Here is a 16,131-nt window from a genome sequence, read left to right on the forward strand (position 1 = left end):
CGCCGTGGGGCGCACGATGCCGCGCTGATGCGGCAGGCTTTCGGCTCGGAGTGCCCGGTGCGAGGCGTGTGGTGGAACACCGGCAGGCGCGGTGGGAGACAGGGCACTTCGTGGGTGCGACAGTCTGCTCGTCGGATGGCGCGCGGTGGTGCACGGACATGCGTGGTGAGTCGTGGGGCGCTTCGTGGGTGCGGCAGGCTTGCGCTTGGCGTTGCTCGTCGGACGGCGCGCGGTGGTGCACGGACATGCGTGGTGAGTCGTGGGGCGCTTCGCGGGTGCGGCACGCTTGCGCTTGGCGTTGCTCGTCGGGCGGCGCGCGGTGGTGCACGGACATGCGTGGTGAGTCGTGGGGCGCTTCGCGGGTGCGGCACGCTTGCGCTTGGCGTTGCTCGTCGGGCGGCGCGCGGTGGTGCACGGATATGCTTGGTGCGTCGTGGGGCGCTTCGTGGGTGCGGCAGGCTCAAGCTCGGCCTTGCTCGTCGGGCGGCGCGCGGTGGAACACGGACATGCGTGGTGAGTCGTGGGGCGCTTCGCGGGTGCGGCAGACTTGCGCTCGGCGTTGCTCGTCGGACGGCGCGCAGGGTGGAGCACGGGCATGAGCAGTGAGACACAGGGGGCCCTGCCGGTGCGGTGGGGCCCGCGCGCGCAGCCGCTGGAGCCGCTGGCCGTGGTGGGCGTGGGGGACGTGGCCCGTGCGCTCGCCCGGCGCGTGCTCCTGGCGGATGACGCTCGGCTGTCCACGTGGAGTGGTGTCGCGGGACGGGGTGTGCTCGTGCTGCTGGGCGCCTCCGAGTCCCTGCCGTGGGTGGATGGCGTCACGTACCTGGGGCGAGACGTCTCCGCGCCGTCGCTGCTGCTGCCGTGCGCGCTGGCTCCCGAGGTGCTGGTGTCCGTGCTGGAGCGGGCGCTGCTCTCGCGCGTGGAGGTCGGTGGCACGCCGTGGGCCGTGTTGCCCTCGGGGCCGTGGTTGCTGTCCGTCGCGTCGGCCCGGCCGGTGCACCGCGCCACGCTCGCCGCGTGGCTCGCGGACGAGGAGGGCGGGGCTTCATGAGCGCGCTGCCTCCCTCCCTGAGTCCCTGGGCCGAGTCCCTGTCGCTGTTCCCCGAGCCCCTGTCGCTCCACGTGGGCGCGTATGTCGCGCGACTGGCGGCGGCCGTGGGTGGGATGCGCTCGCGCTCCAACATGGAGGGCGGTGAGCCCGAGGGATATGACGGGCTGTCCCGGCGCGGCTCGTTCGACCGACTGCTCGTCAGTGAGTGGCTCTGGGCGCTGGAGGCTCCCGAGGAGCTGGTGCGTCGCGCCGCCTTCGGAGAGCTGTCGTACCTGAAGCCCTCGTTCCGACAGCCGCAGGGCGCGCGTCGCACGGTGGTGCTGCTGGACGCGGGGCCGGACCAGCTTGGCAACCCGCGCATCGCGCACCTGGCGCTGCTCATCGTCATGGCCCGCCGCGCCGAGGCCGCGGGGGCGGCGTTCACGTGGGGGGTGCTCCAGGCGCCTCCTCCGAAGCAGCGCCCGTACTCCGAGGTGACGTCGTCGCTGGTGTTGTCCTGGCTCGGCGCGAGGGACCTCGCGCCGCCAACGGAGGAGCAGCTCGCCGCGTGGCGTGAGGCGCTCGCGCTGGAGGCCACTCCGGAAGATGCGTGGCTCGTGGGCGATGCCCGGCTGGCGCGGCTTCCGAGCGCACGCGGGTTGTCTCGCGTGGAGGTGGGCGAGGTGATGGAGCCTGGCGAGCGCAAGCTCCAGGTGGACGTGCGCCCCGCGTCGCGTGAGGCGCGCTCGGTGGTGTTGGAGTTGCCGCCCGCGGACGACTGCGTCCGGCTCCTGAGAGACCCGTTCCAGGCGCGCGTCGCGAAGCCCGTGGTGCGCCTGTCCGAGGACCGGCCCACGTCGTTCCACTTCTCCGCGGAGGGCCGCCGGCTGGTGACGTTCCACGCGGATGGCAGTGTGTCCGCGATGGCCATCCCCGCCTCGCCGACGGCCACCCTCCCCAAGCCCCGGCGCATCAAGGTGAAGCCGAACCAGACGGTGCTGGCCGCGGGCTGGCGTCCGAATGGCGGGCTGCTCACGTTGATGGAGCGCGAGGACCGCTACGTGCTCCACGGCACGCTCTCCCAGCCGCGCATCCACCGGGGCGTGGGGTCGGCCGAAATCATCGGCGGCTGGTCGTCCGGCTATGCGCCCACGTTCCCCTCCGCGACCCCGGGACCGGGGCGCCTGTTCTCCTGGAGGGACCGGGGCCGTCACGAGATGGTGCTGCTGCTGACGCGCACCGGCGGGCTCTTCCTCGTGTATCGCGTCGAGGCCGAGCAGCGCATCGAGATGGTGGCGCTCGACTACCCGGTGACGGCGATGGTGGAGGTGGGCAACAAGCTCGTCTACATCCGTGGCGGCGCGAAGGTGCCCGTCAGCTCGCGGCTGGAGCGACTGAGGCGTGAGCCCTGGCAGACGGGGGACGCCGGCAAGCCGGTGTTCGTGCTCGCGCCGCAGGAGGATGCGCCCGCGCCTCCGCCCCGGACGTCGCTGCACGTCATGGGCACCTGGGACGCCGAGGACGTGGTGCTGAACGTGAAGCAGGGCGAGGCCTGTTTCGGTTGGGCGAGTGATGTCCCGGTGGTCCAGGGCATGGGGCTGCTCGCGGCGCGACACGCATCGAATGTGTGGCGCATGTTCCTCGCGGACCACCAGGTGGACATCACCGTGCCGGAAGGGGCGCGGGTCGTGGGCGTGGGCGTGGGCGGCTGTCACGTCGCGGAGCACCAGGTGGGACTGTTCGTCCTGGCCGCGGACCAGCGCACGCTCCTGTGGCTGACGGAGAAGCGCGAGACCGTGTTGAGGAAGGCGTCGGATGTGGTGACACACGCCGAGGTCAGCCACTCCGCGCCGCTGCTCGCGTGGCTGACGCGAAGTGGAGAGCTGGTGGTGATGGACCTGACGATGGGGCGGGTGCTCTACCGCGCGACGACGGGAGGGATGTGATGCGTCCTTCTCCCTCGCCACGTCAGCACCTGCATCGGGGCACGGTGAGCGCCGTGGCGTTCTGGTTCGACCCGGTGCTGCTCTCGGAGGACGAGGCGCGTCGGCGGGTGATGTCGCTGTGGGCGCCGGGGGCCTCCGTGCTGTGGGTCGCCAACGGGTACCTGCTGCGGCTGCCTGTCGCGCGTCGCTGTGACGCGGGGACGAGTCCGGGCCTCGCGCTCACGCTGGAGCGAGGGGTGCTCGTCTCGGCGCCGCTGTCGTCCGCGGAGTGGGAGCGGGTGGAGGCGCGGCCGGGTTCGCTCGTGCTCGTGCGAGGAGGCCGGGCCTGTGTGCATCCGGTGACGGGCGCGCTGCCGGTGGATGTGGCCTCGTGGCTGGACGTGTCGGCGTGGACGGCGGTGCCCACGCGGGGACTGGGTGCGCCACCGGCCCCCGTGGTGTCCGTGGTGGAGCCGAAGGCGCCGCTCACCCGGGCCTTCTTCGGCTCCGCGGTCCCCGAGCTGTCGACGGAGGCGAAGGAGGTGCTGGCGCGCATGCAGGGGCGCGTGGCGGAGGCGCCCGCCACGGTGAAGCCCGTGGGGTGGAGGGAGCGACTGCGCGCGGCGTTCGGACGGGGTGGTGCGATGGCGCGTGGTGGCTTGCTGTCGCGGTTGCGCGCGGCCCTCGGACCGGGGGATGAGGCGCGGCCTGGTGGGTTGTCGCGGCGCGGGAGCGATGGTTCAGGAACGCGTCCTGGGGTGTTGTCGCGACTGCGCGCGGCCTTCGGGCGAGGAGAGGGCGCTCGTCCAGGTTCGAGGTCGAGCTCGTCCGCCGCCAGGCGTGAAGGTTCGGCGGGGTGGTGGAGTCGGCTTCGCGCCGCGTTCGGCGGAGGTGCTGACGGCGCGCAGGCACGTGATTCGGCGCCGCGGGCCCGGTCCTCCGGTGGGAGCACGGACGGCTGGCTTGGCCGGTTCACCGCATGGCTCGGGAGCGGTGGCACCACGAGCGACGGCGCGCTCACCTCGGGAAAGCCGTCCTGGTTGGGTCGATGGTTGTCGTCCCTGTTCTCCACCGTGGAGGACGCGCAACCTTCGGGCACTCGCGCCCAGGCTCCGGGGCCGCGTCCCGCTCCTCCGAGCCCGGGTGTGTTCTCGCGCCTGTCCCAATGGCTCATCCACCAGTCTCCGCTGAGCCAACTGCTCCTGCGTCGCAAGGCGGAGTACCTGCGCCGCCTCTTCGAGATGTTCGAGGACGGGGACCTGAGAGAAGCCCTGCGCCACGCCGTGCCGCTGGGCGGAGGCGCCCCCGATGCGAACACCCGCGAGGCGCTCGGACTGCCGGGGCCTCGCGAGAAGCTCACGCTGCAGCTGGGGCCTCGGGGGCCCGCCACCACCTTCGCGGGCGGCGAGGACCTCTACGAGGCGCTGCGCCAACGCTACCGCGCGGCCTTCCAACGCTTCGAGCGCGAGGGCCGCATCGACGAGGCCGTGTTCGTGCTCTCCGAGCTGCTCGGCGCGCACCTGGAGGCCGTCGCCTTCCTGGAGAAGCACGGCCGCTTCCAGCTCGCGGCGGAGCTCGCCGAGGGCCGCGCCCTGGGCCCCGGGCTCGTCGTGCGCCAGTGGTTCCTCGCGAAGGACCCCCAACGCGCGGTGGCCATCGCCCGGCGCAGTGGCTGTTTCGCGGACGCGGTGCTCCGGCTGGAGCGCACGCACCCCGAGGAGGCCCGCGCGCTCAGGCTCCTCTGGGCCCAGGACCACGCCGACGCGGGCAACTGGTCGCAGGCCGTGCAGGTCATCTGGCCCGTGGTGGAGAAGCGGGAGCTGGCGCGCGGGTGGCTGGAGCGCGGCGTCGAAGTGGGGGGCCCCACCGGTTCGCGGCTGCTGGCCCGCTGGGCCTGCGCGTTCCCGGATGGCCTGTCCTCCACGCGCGCTCGCGTGTCGGCCCTGCTGGATGACGAGACGCCCCAGGGCGGCCTGGAGCGGCTCGCCTTCGCCGAGGCCCTGTCACAGGAGTCCGTCTCCGCCATGCGCGCGACGCTGCTCCAGCCCACGGTGCGCGCCCTGCTGAAGGACCGCGCCGCGGGCCGCGCGCACGTCACCGTCGACCTCCTCGAGCGACTGCTCAAGGAGCTGCTCGACGGCGCCCTGCGCGCGGACCTGCCCACGCTGCCCGCGCAGCGCCTCCCGGCCTGGGGCTCGGACCCGAAGCAGCCTCCCGTCGTCGCGTCCGCCTCGCTCGCCGACGCGGGGACCCACTTCGTCCACGACGCCGTGGCCCTGGCTGGCGGCCGCGTGCTGCTCGCGCTGGGGGAGGCGGGCGCGGTGCTGCTCAACGCCGAGGGCCGCAGGCTCGCGCACCTGGATGTCCCCGCCTTCTCGCTGGTGGCCTCGCTTCACGCGGACCGCGTGCTGGCCCTGGCGCCCCGGGGCGAGCTGTACCGCGTGTCCCGCGTCGACGTGATGGCGCGCACGGCCACGCACTGGTGCGACCTCGCCATGGAGAGCTGGGCGCCCACCTACGACGGCGGGAGCTGGTTCGTCGTGTCCGGCCACACGGTGATGATGCTGGACGCCCAGGCCCCCGACGCGCGGGCCCTGTGGCGCGTGGCGGAGGTGCCCGGCACCGTGCGCTCCCTGGCCGCGGACGACGCGTGGCTGAGCTTCGCCACCAGCCACCTGGAGCGCTGGACGTACGAGCTGCGCAACGGCCCCACGCTGCGCGCGCGTGGGCCGCTGGTGTCGGGACCGGCGGAGGAGGTGCTGGGGCTGCGCTCCTGCGCCCTCACCCCGGACGGCGAGGCCCGCGCGGCCGTGCTCATGGTCGACGAAGGGCCGCTGTTCCGCCGCGTCGACTGGCTGTGGCTGCCGCCCAACATCCCCCGACAAGCCACGCCGTGGGTCTCCGAGGCCGGGCTCGGTGAGCCCGTGCACCAGGTCCTCACCTCGACGTGGCGCGCGGAGGTGGTGCGCTGCGAGGAGGGCTGGGACGCGCGACTGCTCGACGCCCGGGGTGTCCTGCGCGCCCGGCTCACCCTCACCTTCGAGGGAGACACGCCGCCGCGCGTGCGGCTGGGCGGCTCGACGCTGCTCGTGTACGACGTGCACGGCCGCGTGCTGTGCCTGGACCTGGAGCACGGCGCCGTGCGCCACGTCGTCGCCGCGTGACGACAGGGACGCTCAGGAGCGGGTGAGCAGGTCCGGCGGCACATCGACGGAGGTGGCGCGCAGCACGCGGGCCTCGTCGTCCACGTCCAGCACCACGCGCACGCCCTCGACGGAGACGAGCAGCGCGGGAGGTGTGCCCGGCAGCGCCATCAGCCACGTGGACGCCATGGGCAGCTCGGAGCCCACCAGCTCCGCGGCGCGCAAGAGGTGCATGCGGACCGAGTGTCCCACCGGCGCGGGCAACAGGCGCAGCGGCAGGGACACGTCCTCGCGCAGCTCCAGCGAGTACGCGCCGGCCGGCTCGCGCGAGGGGAGCGCCGCCGCGAAGCGCAGGCGCGAGCGCACCGCGCCCATCATCGACTCGGGCGTGGGAGGCTTGTGCAGGTAGCCCACCACGCCGCCCAGCGGCACCTCCTGGCCGTGCAGCGCCTCGGAGAACATCAGCACGTTCAGGTGCCGCAACCGCGCATCCATGCGCAGCTGCCCGTACAGCTCCCAGCCATCCATGCGGGGCAGCATCAGGTCCAACAGGATGAGGTCGGGGTGCCCGGCGCGCGGGTGGGTGCGCAGCCAGTCCAGGGCCTCCACCCCGTCCGAGGCGTGGGTCACGGCGACGCCCTCCGCGTGGGCGGCGTCGGCCAGCCGCTTCCGCCAGGAAGGGTCATCCTCGACGAGGAGGAGATGGCGTACGGAGTGAGACATGAGGGACGGGGGGGAGGAGACCCGTTCTCATTAGCGCGCGCCACCTTTTCGCGCTCGCGGCCGCCGAAGCCCGTCGTTGGCTGGAGGACAGCCTGGCACCTGACGCGCGGCGGCTCGCGGGGAATCCAGATTCGCGGAAGTTGGAAACGAACGAGTGCCTTGGACCCCAGGCACGTCTTGTTCCAGGGGGCCGAGGTGGTCAACCTGACATGGACCATGGCACTGCGACTCCAGCTCATGCCCGAGGCCTTGTGTACGCTCTGCGAGTGTTCCGCGCCGGTCCGGCAGCAGCTCCAGGGGGAGCTGGCCGCGCTGGCCGCGGGGCTGCCGCTGGAAGGTCCCCTGTCTCCGGGACAGGCGGGCCTGGTGGTCCTGGGTTCGGGCTTCCGGGTCCATTACCTGCTGGAGCAGGAGCACCGCCTGCTGCGGCTGACGGAGGTCACCGCGCCCACCTCCCCGTGGGGGTGAGAGACAGGGCGTGAAGTGTGGGCTGGATGGCGCAAGCCATCTCGGCGGTTGTCCGGGCTCTGTGAGTGACCTAGACCCGGGGCACCCCCTGTGCCCGGAACCCCACCCCGACACGCCCTTGCCCATCCCCCTGGCTGACTTCCTGCTGAAGAACCGCGACGCCATCATGTCGGCCTGGGAGGTGGAGGTGCGCTCCATCCCCGCCGCCCAGGCGCTGGCGGGCCCCGCGCTGCGCAACGGCCTGCCCCGGTTGCTGGAGACCATCGCGTTGATGATGCGCGAGCCCCGCCCGGAGCTGGCCTCGGGGCTGGGCGCCATCAGCGACCACCACGCCCTGGAGCGGCTGGGCGAGGGCTTCGACCTGCGTCAGGTGGTGGTGGAGTACCGGCTGTTGCGCTCGTGTGTGCTGAGCCTGTGGTCCTCGCGCGGGAGCGCCACGCCGCGGCCGGAGGAGGAGCGCATCTTCCACGAGGCCATGGACGAGGCGGTGGCCGCGTCCGTCAGCCGCTACACCCGCGCGCGCGAGCGCACGCTCCAGGCGCTGGACCGCATCAGCGCGGCGGCGCTGGGCAGCCCCGACGTGGCGGGCTTCCTGCCCCGGCTGCTCCAGGTGCTGCGCGAGACGGTGGTCGCGGTGGACGTGGCCGTGGTGCTGCTGCGCGAGGGCGATGACCTGCTGCGCGTGGAGAGCGCCGTGGGTGAGGGCGTGGACGTGGGGGGGCGCGTCCCGGTGGGCCAGGGCTTCGCCGGCACCATCGCCGCCACCCGCAAGCCCCTGCTGGTGCACGACGCGAGCCGTGACGTGCGCGCCCGCTCGGACGTGGTGCGCACCTCCGACGTGCGCGCGCTGTACGGCGTGCCGCTGGTGCTCGACGACGCGCTCATCGGCGTGGCGCTGATGGGCAGCCGCGCCACCAGCGAGCTGTCCGAGGAGGACTTGTTGTTGTTCCGCGCGATGGCGAACCGGGCCACCGCGCTGCTCGCGCAGGCGCAGGCGCACGCCCGCGAGCGCGAGGCCCACGAGGAGGCGGAGGTGTCGCTGGGGCGGCTTCGCGAGAGCGAGGCGGGCCTCAAGCGCTGGGAGGAGGTCTTCTTCCGCCTGGGCGTGGGCGTGGTGGTGGTGGCCGGCGAGCACGACGTGCTGCTGGACGTGAACCCCGCCTTCGCGCGCATGCACGGGGCCACGCCCGAGGAGCTGGTGGGCAAGCCGTTGGAGACGGTCATCGCCCCGGAGGCGCGCGGCATGCTCCCGCGTCACGCGGCGGCGGCGCGCTCCAAGCCCTCGCACGAGTACGAGTCCCTGCACCTGCGCAAGGACGGCAGCCGCTTCCCCGCCTTCACCCACGTGACGGCCTTCCGCGACGAGACGGGCAAGGTGTCCCAGCGCGTGGCCACGGTGATGGACATCACCCAGCGGCGCGCGGTGGAGACGGACCGGCAGCGGCTCTTGTCCACCATCGAGTCGGAGCGCGCGCGGCTGGCGGCGGTGCTCGAGCAGCTCCCCGCGGGCGTGGTCATCGCGGACGCGGCCAGCGGCCGGCTGGCGCTCGCCAACCGGCAGGTCTCCACGCTCACCGGCCGCCCGTTCCAGCCCATGTCCAACGTGGACGCCTTCGCGGGGGACTACGGCGCCTGCCACCTGGACGGGCGCCCGTACGCGCCGGAGCAGTGGCCCTTGTCGCGCAGCCTGCGCACGGGCGAGGTGGTGCAGGGCGAGGAGGGGATGCTGCGGCACGAGGATGGCCGCTCGATGACGGTGCTCGTCTCCAGCGCGCCCATCCGCGACAGGGACGGGGACATCATCGCGGGCGTGGCCACGCTGACGGACGTCACCGAGCGCCGGCGCGCCCAGGAGGCCGCGCTGCAGGCGGCGCGCTTCGGCGAGCGGCTCATCGCCATCGTCAGCCACGACCTGCGCAACCCCCTCAACGCCATCCACCTGTCCACCACGCAGCTCTTGCACAGCGAGGCCCTGCCCGAGCGCGAGCGCCGGCTCGTCACGCGCATCGCCCGCTCCAGCGCGCGGATGACGCGGATGATTTCGGAGCTCCTGGACTTCACGCGCGGCCGGCTGGGTGGCGGCATCCCCGTGCATCGCACCGCGGGGGATTTGCGCGCCGTGGTGCGCCAGGGCGTGGAGGAGCTGGAGGCCGCGTGGCCGGAGCGCACCCTGCGCGTGGCGGGCGGCAGCGGGCGCTACGAGGGGCAGTGGGACGCGGACCGGCTGCTGCAGGTGGTGAGCAACCTGGGCGGCAACGCGCTCCAGTACAGCGCGGCGGAGGTGCCCGTCACCCTCACGCTGACGGACCAGGGCGACACGGTGGTGCTGGAGGTGCACAACCCGGGCGAGCCCATCTCCCCGGACGCGCTGCCCCACCTGTTCGACCCGTTCCGCCGCGCGGGCCACAGCCATCAGGGAGGCGGCAACAGCGGGGGCCTGGGCCTGGGGCTCTACATCGTCGAGCAGGTGGTGAAGGGCCACGGGGGCCACATCGAGGTGACGTCCACGCAAGAGACTGGCACGGTGTTCCGGGTGACGCTGCCGCGCGCGCCGCCGGCCTGAGGCAGGGCGGGGGCCTCCTTCAGCCCTGCGTGCTCACCACGCGGGCCAGCGTGGCGCGCAGCTCGGAGAGGTCCACCGGCTTGGGCACCGTGCCCTGGATGCCCTCGGGCAGGGCCTGGTGGTTGCCCGCGCCGGAGACGACGACGACGGGCAGCTGCTTGAGCCGGTCATCCTCGCGCACGTGGCGCATCAGCTCCCAGCCGCTCATCACCGGCATCATCAGGTCCAGCAGCACCGCGTCCGGACAGGGCGGCCGCGACAGGCGCTCCAGCGCGGACTGGCCGTTGCCGGCCGTCTCCACGGCGAAGCCCTCCAGGGTCAGGAACTCCTCCAGGAGCTCCCGACTGTCGACGTGGTCTTCCACCAGGAGGACGAGGCTGGGCGTGCACATGGAGACTCAGCCTCGTACCGGCGTCCGACATCCGCCAGCCGCGGCGCGTCGAGACGTCCTCGCGTGGACGTCCCGGGTGTCCACCCGTGAACATCGGGCGATTCGGAGGTGAGCGAAGCTCAGCTCGCGGGGTCCTCCTCCGGCAGCAGCCTGTCCTCCAGCACCTCCTCCGGGGACTCGCCCGCCTGCACGCGCAGCGCCGCGTAGCGCAGGCCCGTCACCTCCGCGAGCGCCTCCGCCCGGCCGAAGACCAGCCCCGCGCGGCGCGCGTACAGCCGCAGGGCCCGCGCCAGCTCCGCGCCCGTGGAGAAGCGCTCCTCGCGCGCCGGCGCCAGCGTGCCCCTCAGCAGCGGCTGGAAGGCCGCCGGCACCGAGCGCAGCGCGTCCTCCAAATCATCATGGCCGTAGGCGCGGATGCGGCGGCGCAGCTCCCGGGCGGCGGCCAGGCCCACCGCGTTCTTCATGGCGTCCTCCAGCGCCTCGCCGGCGTCGGACGGCGGCTGGGTGAGCGCGCGCTCGTGGCGGTGGCGGCGCTCGGCCTCGAAGCGGTCCGCGCCCTCGAAGAGGTGGCGGCCGGTGAGCAGTTGCAGCAGCACCAGCCCCAGGCCGAACAGGTCCGCGCGGCCGTCCAGCGGCTGGCGCGCGACGTGCTCGGGCGCGGCGTAGGCCAGGCTCACGGGGGGCGCGGCGCGCGCGGCGTCCCCGGAGAACACGCAGGTGGCGGCGCCGAAGTCGAGCAGCTTCACCGCGCCGTGCTCGGTGACGAGGATGTTGTGGGGTGCCACGTCGCGGTGGACCACGCGCAGCGGGTGGCCGTGCTCGTCGGTGAGGGTGTGGGCGTGGTGGAGCGCCTCGGCGATCTCGGCGGCGACGTAGAGCGCGAAGCCCTCCGAGAAGGGCAGGTGCGAGCGGGAAGACGCCTCCAGCAGCGCGTCCAGCCGGTGGCCGGGCGTGTGCTCGAAGACGAGCACCGGCGTGTCGTCCGGGCCCTTGAGGTGGTGCACGGAGACGACGTTGGGGTGGTGCAGCAGCGCGGTGAGCCGGCCCTCCTCCAGCAGCCGGTGGATGGCCGCGGCGTCCTCGCCCAGCGGGCGCTTGATGACCGCGTAGCCGCAGAAGTCCGCCTCGTAGCGACGACGGGCGAGCAGCAGCTCCCCATGGTGCGCGGCCCCCAAGGACCTCACGAACTCATACGACGCGCGGCCGGAGCGCAGCAGGACTTCCGGAGGCATGGAGGCGTCGGACGACGGGGGCGACATGGTCGGCTCTCCTTGCGACGGCGATGGGCCCGTGGGCGCACCGTGAAAAGTATGTTCGTCCTCCGGCTGGAAGTCACCCCATGGGTAGTGCGTGCCCCGTCCACCGCGGCCGGCTCCCAGCGCCCGTTCCTTTCGCGCGCCATCCGTCCGCTGACGGTGGAGCCCCTGCCCGGGGTGGTTCCTGTTTCCGACCTTGAACAGTTTGGGGCCGAAGTCTTGATTTTCAGTTTTGCGAATGGGAGGTGTGAGGTGGGCTCCGAGGGATGTCCAGGACCTGGGAGGGCGGTCCCGGATGGCCAGGGAAGTCCAGCGGTGGACGCTGGACGTCCCAGGTCGGATGGAGCGAGGCCCACCGAGGGGCGGCGGGGGGAGGGCGGTGGACGCGCGAGGCCGGGGTGGGAGGGGCGGCGGGAGGGCTGGACCCGGGTCCGAGGACTACCCGGCGTATCGGTATTTCGCCTGATGACGTGGTGGGTTATAAGCCGGTCCGGACACACGTCCGAGGGAGGCCTGAGGCGGTGCAGGCCGGGGCCTCGGTCCGAACTCACAAGGTTGACGCGGTGAAGACCCACCCTGCAGGTTCCTCCACCCCTCGCAAGTCGTCCCGCGCGTCCAGCAAGGGCCGACCGAGCGACCGTGCCCGTCAGTCGCGTCAGCAGCTGGAGCGGCGGCTGGCGGTGAGCGTGGGCGAGGAGGCCCGCTCGGCGCGGATGCGCGCGGGGCTGACCCAGGCGGACGTGGCCGAGCGCATCGGCATCGCCGCGGAGGTCTACGGGCGGATGGAGCGCGGGAAGATGATGCCCAGCGTGCCCACGCTGTTCCGGCTCTGCCTGGCGCTGCGGCTGTCGGCGGACGTGGGGCTGGGGCTCGTGACGGCGGCCTCGGTGGGGGCGGCGCTGTGGGAGGAGGACTCGCGGGACAAGGACCACCTGCCGGAGATGCGGCGCCTCTTGCGCACGCTGCGGCGCATGTCCCGCGGACAGCTCAAGCTCGTCAACCAGGTGGCCGCCGCCATCCTGCCGCAGCGCTGAGCGTCAGCGGCTCGGCAGGCAGAGCGTGTCGGCCGGGCAGCGCTCGGGGAGCGGTGCTCCGGGGCGCACGGACTCCCCCGGGTGCGTGGGCGTCTCACGGGGAGCCCGTGTCTGCTCCGCGGTGAGCGCGCCCCGCGCGGTGGACTCGGCCGAGGCGGCGGGCATGAAGCTCAGCGCCACCAGCACCAGCAACACGCCCAGCAGCAGCTGGAGCAGGCGACCTCGCAGGATGCGGAGGGAAGGCGGGGCGATCATCTCGCGAGCCTCCGCGCGGCGCGCGCTCGGGCGAGGACGACGCCCCGGCCCACCGGAGAGGCCGAGGACACGAGGGGAGACGGGGACGACGACGGGGCGATGACGGCCCGCCGGCACCAGGACAGGGACAGACGAAAACGCATGACGCGGGGCTCCGGAGTGCGGGGAAGTTGGTGAGCCCTCCCTCTGGTGTCCTCCCTCCCTCCAGGACAGGCCCGTTGTTCACCCCAGGACGTGCCACGTCCCCTCCGTCCGGCACCGGACGCGGGGCGCGCGCGACGATTGCCCGTGCTCTCCGGGTGACGCCTCGGCGGCCTGGGCGCTTGTCACCCCGCCGGGTCCCTGGCCTCATGGAGTCTTGAGGGGCCCACGAGAAGCGACGTGACGGATTCGATTCGGGGAAGGCGGCGGCGAGGACGCTGGCCGCGCGTGCTCATGGCGGTGTGGCTGCTGGCGCTGTGCGCGCCGGTGGGCCGCGCGAGCGCCCAGGCCCCGTCCACCCCCGACGCGGGCGTGCCCCCCGTGGCCGCCGAGGTGGACCTCTCGCGCACGGACGCGGGCTGGACGGTGGACACGGGGCCCTCCGACGCGGGGTCCGTCTTCCTGCCGCCCACGCTCGCCCAGGATGCCCCCGCGCCGTATCCGCCCCAGCTCGCCGCCGAGCGCGTCTCGGGTGTCGTCCGGCTGGAGCTGCTCATCGACGCGTCCGGCGAGGTGGAGTCCGCCACCCTGGTCCAGGGCATCCACCCGCTGTTGGACCGGGCCGCGCTGCACGCCGCGCCCGGCCTGCGCTTCACGCCCGCCACCGTGGACGGCCAGCCGGTGGCGGTGCGGCTGGGCTTCGAGTACCGCTTCGAGGCGCCCGTGCTCGCGCCCGACGCCGTGGCCCAGGCCCCCGTCACGCTGAGCGGGCGCGTGCGCACCAAGGGCAACCGGCGCCCCGTCGTCGGCGCCACGCTGGTGTCCGAGGCCGCCCCCGACGCGCCGGTGCAGACGGACGCGCAAGGGTTCTTCCAGGCGCGCTGGCCCGCGGGGGAGCACCGCGTGCGCGTGTCCGCGCCGGGCCACAAGGCGGGGACCTTCCGCGAGGTGCTCAAGGCGCAGGAGGCGCTGGAGGTGGTGTACGGGCTGGAGCCGCTGGTCATCAACCCGTACGAGACGGTGGTGCGCGCGGACCGCGAGCGCACCGAGGTCAGCCGCGTGACGCTGCACGACGCGGAGCTGCGCGAGGTGCCCGGCACCATGGGCGACCCGTTCCGCGTCGTCATGCTGCTGCCGGGCGTGGGCAGCATGCTGTCCGGCGTGGCCTACCCGGTGGTGCGCGGCAGCCAGCCCGCGGCCACGGGCTACTTCCTGGACGGCATCCGCGTCCCCATCCTGTTCCACCTGTTCCTCGGCCCCGCCGTCATCCACCCGGACTTCATCGACACCATCGACTTCTTCCCGGGTTCGCCGCCGCCGCGCTACGGGCGGCTGCTGGGCGGCGCCATCGAGGGCCGGCTGAGCCGTCCGCGCGATGACCGCGTCCACGGCAGCGCGTACGCGGACCTCATCAACGCGGGCTTCTTCCTGGAGACGCCGTTCCCGTCCACCGGCACCAACGTCAGCGTGGCGGGCCGCTACTCCTATACGCCGTGGCTCATCGCGCTGGCGGCCAACAAGCTGCAGGACCCGCCCGCGCCGGGGCGGCTCAACGAGAAGGTGGTGCTCGACTTCTGGGACTACCAGCTGCGCGTGGAGCAGGACGTGGGCCGGGGCAAGCTGCGGCTGTTCGCGTTCGGCTCGTCGGACACCTTCGGCACCGAGGCCCAGGATGAGTTCGGCGACACGGCGATGCAGTCCATCGTCTTCCACCGCATGGACCTGCGCCACCGCCACCCGCTGGGGGGCGGAGAGCTGGAGCTGGGCGTGACGTGGGGCCTGGACCGCTTCGCCATCGTCAGCAGCGACCCGCCGAGCGACGCCACCGCCATCCACATCGACCAGGGCACGTGGGCCGCGCGCGCGGGCTACACCGTGCCGTTGGACCCCGCCGTGACGCTGCGGCTGGGCGGGGACGTGGACCACAAGCGCGCCATCGTCGACTTCTACGAGCTGACGCCCGACGAGCAGACCGAGCAGCTGGCCCCCGTGGCGCTGGCCACGTTCATGGGCGCGTGGGCGGAGCTGGTGTACCAGCCCTCGCCCCGGTGGTCCTTCGTGCCGGGCCTGCGCGTGGACAACTACCACCTGTCGCCCGGCATCGACCACGCGGTGCTGGAGCCCCGGCTCACCGTGCGCCACCAGTTCAACGACGCGCTGGTGCTCAAGGGCTCCGCGGGCCTGTTCCACCAGCCGCCCACGTCCCTCATCAGCCTGCCCGTGGTGGACGTGGGCAGCCTGCTGTTGGGCCTGCAGCGCGGCGTGCAGCTGTCGCTGGGCGCCGAGTGGAAGGCGCTCAAGGGCCTGGAGCTGGGCGTGGACGCGTACGTCAACCCGCTGGTGCGCACGATTGAGCTGACGCCCTTCTCCGACGAGGGCCTGACGGACGAGGAGACGCCGCTGCCGGACCCGGAGCCCGGCATCCCCGACCGGGGCGACATCGACTTCCCGGACTTCCAGAGCAGCGGCGTGGCCTACGGCCTGGAGCTGCTCATCCGCCACCCGCTGGGGGACAACTGGTTCGGCTGGCTGTCGTACACGCTGCAGCGCAGCCTGCGCCGCACGCGCTTCTACCGGTACGACTTCGAGGGCAACGTCATGGGCGAGGCGACGGGGGATTTGCCCTTCGCGTTCGACCAGACGCACGTGCTCAACCTGGTGCTCAGCTACAAGTTCTCCAACAGCGTCACGCTGGGCGGGGTGCTGCACTTCAACACCGGCCGCCCCGAGTACGGGACGCTGGGCACCCAGACGCACCGTCCGGGACGCGACGCCACGGGCCGGCCGTCGTGGGTGAAGGCGGACCGGGACGCGGTGGACCGGCTGCCGCCGTTCTTCCGCTTCGACATGCGCCTGTCGAAGGCCTGGGTCTACGAGACGTTCAGCCTGGAGGCCTACCTGGACATGCTCAATGTCACCATCAGTCAGGAGACGGTGAGCTTCGAGTACGACGGGGGCGGCGGCCGGCCGCTGTCCAAGAAAGCCGTGGGGCTGCCCATCGTCCTGCCCATCCTGGGGATGAAGGGGCGATACTGAACCCCACGATTGATGGATAGCGCACGCTTGCCGGCCCTCCCCGCGAGCGGCTTGCCCCAGGAGGGGGAGGGCACGGTTTGATTCGGGCCTGGAGCGTGTTGAAGGGAGCCGACCTGCCCCCAGGACGGATGGACACTCCCAGGCTCGACGGTGGACCGCCCGACAT

At 73.1% G+C, this 16,131-nt stretch carries 11 protein-coding genes; 7 read left to right on the plus strand and 4 right to left on the minus strand.

What is annotated here, in order from left to right; genetic code table 11:
• Nucleotides 1–595: 595 nt before the first annotated feature.
• The 3 genes from K8625_RS23090 to K8625_RS23100 are packed head-to-tail and all read left to right on the plus strand — an operon-like array spanning nucleotide 596 to nucleotide 6,119.
• Entirely contained in the window at nucleotides 596–1,051 is a 456-nt protein-coding gene (locus K8625_RS23090; protein ID WP_223751940.1) for a hypothetical protein, read from the plus strand.
• Complete coding sequence (locus tag K8625_RS23095) at nucleotides 1,048–2,976, plus strand: hypothetical protein (RefSeq protein ID WP_223751939.1); 1,929 nt, start codon at nucleotides 1,048–1,050, stop codon at nucleotides 2,974–2,976. The genes K8625_RS23090 and K8625_RS23095 overlap by 4 nt, the downstream gene beginning before the upstream one ends.
• Nucleotides 2,976–6,119 (plus strand): bpX6 domain-containing protein, encoded by a 3,144-nt coding sequence (locus tag K8625_RS23100; RefSeq protein ID WP_223783921.1) that lies wholly within the window; start codon nucleotides 2,976–2,978, stop codon nucleotides 6,117–6,119. Before K8625_RS23095 ends, K8625_RS23100 begins: the two co-directional genes overlap by 1 nt.
• Nucleotides 6,120–6,131: 12 nt before the next feature.
• Here the strand turns inward: K8625_RS23100 and K8625_RS23105 are convergent, their stop codons facing one another.
• On the minus strand, nucleotides 6,132–6,821 hold the full coding sequence (locus K8625_RS23105) for a response regulator (RefSeq protein WP_223751937.1): 690 nt from the start codon (nucleotides 6,819–6,821) through the stop codon (nucleotides 6,132–6,134).
• A gap of 216 nt (nucleotides 6,822–7,037) precedes the next feature.
• Between K8625_RS23105 and K8625_RS23110 the strand changes: the two genes are divergently transcribed.
• Together K8625_RS23110 and K8625_RS23115 are read left to right on the plus strand one after the other, a co-directional pair.
• Nucleotides 7,038–7,289 (plus strand): hypothetical protein, encoded by a 252-nt coding sequence (locus K8625_RS23110; protein ID WP_143097427.1) that lies wholly within the window; start codon nucleotides 7,038–7,040, stop codon nucleotides 7,287–7,289.
• A gap of 166 nt (nucleotides 7,290–7,455) precedes the next feature.
• On the plus strand, nucleotides 7,456–9,852 hold the full coding sequence (locus K8625_RS23115; RefSeq protein ID WP_370641952.1) for a PAS domain S-box protein: 2,397 nt from the start codon (nucleotides 7,456–7,458) through the stop codon (nucleotides 9,850–9,852).
• Between the two features lie 19 nt (nucleotides 9,853–9,871).
• On the opposite strand, the gene K8625_RS23120 is transcribed toward K8625_RS23115, so the two are convergent.
• Nucleotides 9,872–10,243 (minus strand): response regulator, encoded by a 372-nt coding sequence (locus tag K8625_RS23120; RefSeq protein WP_141323501.1) that lies wholly within the window; start codon nucleotides 10,241–10,243, stop codon nucleotides 9,872–9,874.
• A 119-nt stretch (nucleotides 10,244–10,362) separates the two neighbouring features.
• Nucleotides 10,363–11,502 (minus strand): protein kinase, encoded by a 1,140-nt coding sequence (locus K8625_RS23125; protein ID WP_223751934.1) that lies wholly within the window; start codon nucleotides 11,500–11,502, stop codon nucleotides 10,363–10,365.
• Between the two features lie 560 nt (nucleotides 11,503–12,062).
• Here K8625_RS23125 and K8625_RS23130 point away from each other — a divergent pair.
• On the plus strand, nucleotides 12,063–12,533 hold the full coding sequence (locus tag K8625_RS23130) for a helix-turn-helix domain-containing protein (RefSeq protein ID WP_324289143.1): 471 nt from the start codon (nucleotides 12,063–12,065) through the stop codon (nucleotides 12,531–12,533).
• Nucleotides 12,534–12,536: 3 nt separating this feature from the next.
• On the opposite strand, the gene K8625_RS23135 is transcribed toward K8625_RS23130, so the two are convergent.
• Nucleotides 12,537–12,788, minus strand: coding sequence for a hypothetical protein (locus K8625_RS23135; RefSeq protein ID WP_223751933.1), 252 nt, complete (start codon nucleotides 12,786–12,788; stop codon nucleotides 12,537–12,539).
• Nucleotides 12,789–13,223: 435 nt separating this feature from the next.
• On the opposite strand from K8625_RS23135, the gene K8625_RS23140 reads away from it, so the two are divergent.
• Nucleotides 13,224–15,965: a TonB-dependent receptor domain-containing protein gene (locus K8625_RS23140; protein ID WP_223783953.1), complete on the plus strand. Its 2,742-nt coding sequence runs from the start codon at nucleotides 13,224–13,226 to the stop codon at nucleotides 15,963–15,965.
• The last annotated feature ends 166 nt before the right edge of the window (nucleotides 15,966–16,131 follow it).

The sequence above is a fragment of the Myxococcus sp. AS-1-15 genome (assembly GCF_020037055.1).
Classification (GTDB): domain Bacteria; phylum Myxococcota; class Myxococcia; order Myxococcales; family Myxococcaceae; genus Myxococcus; species Myxococcus fulvus.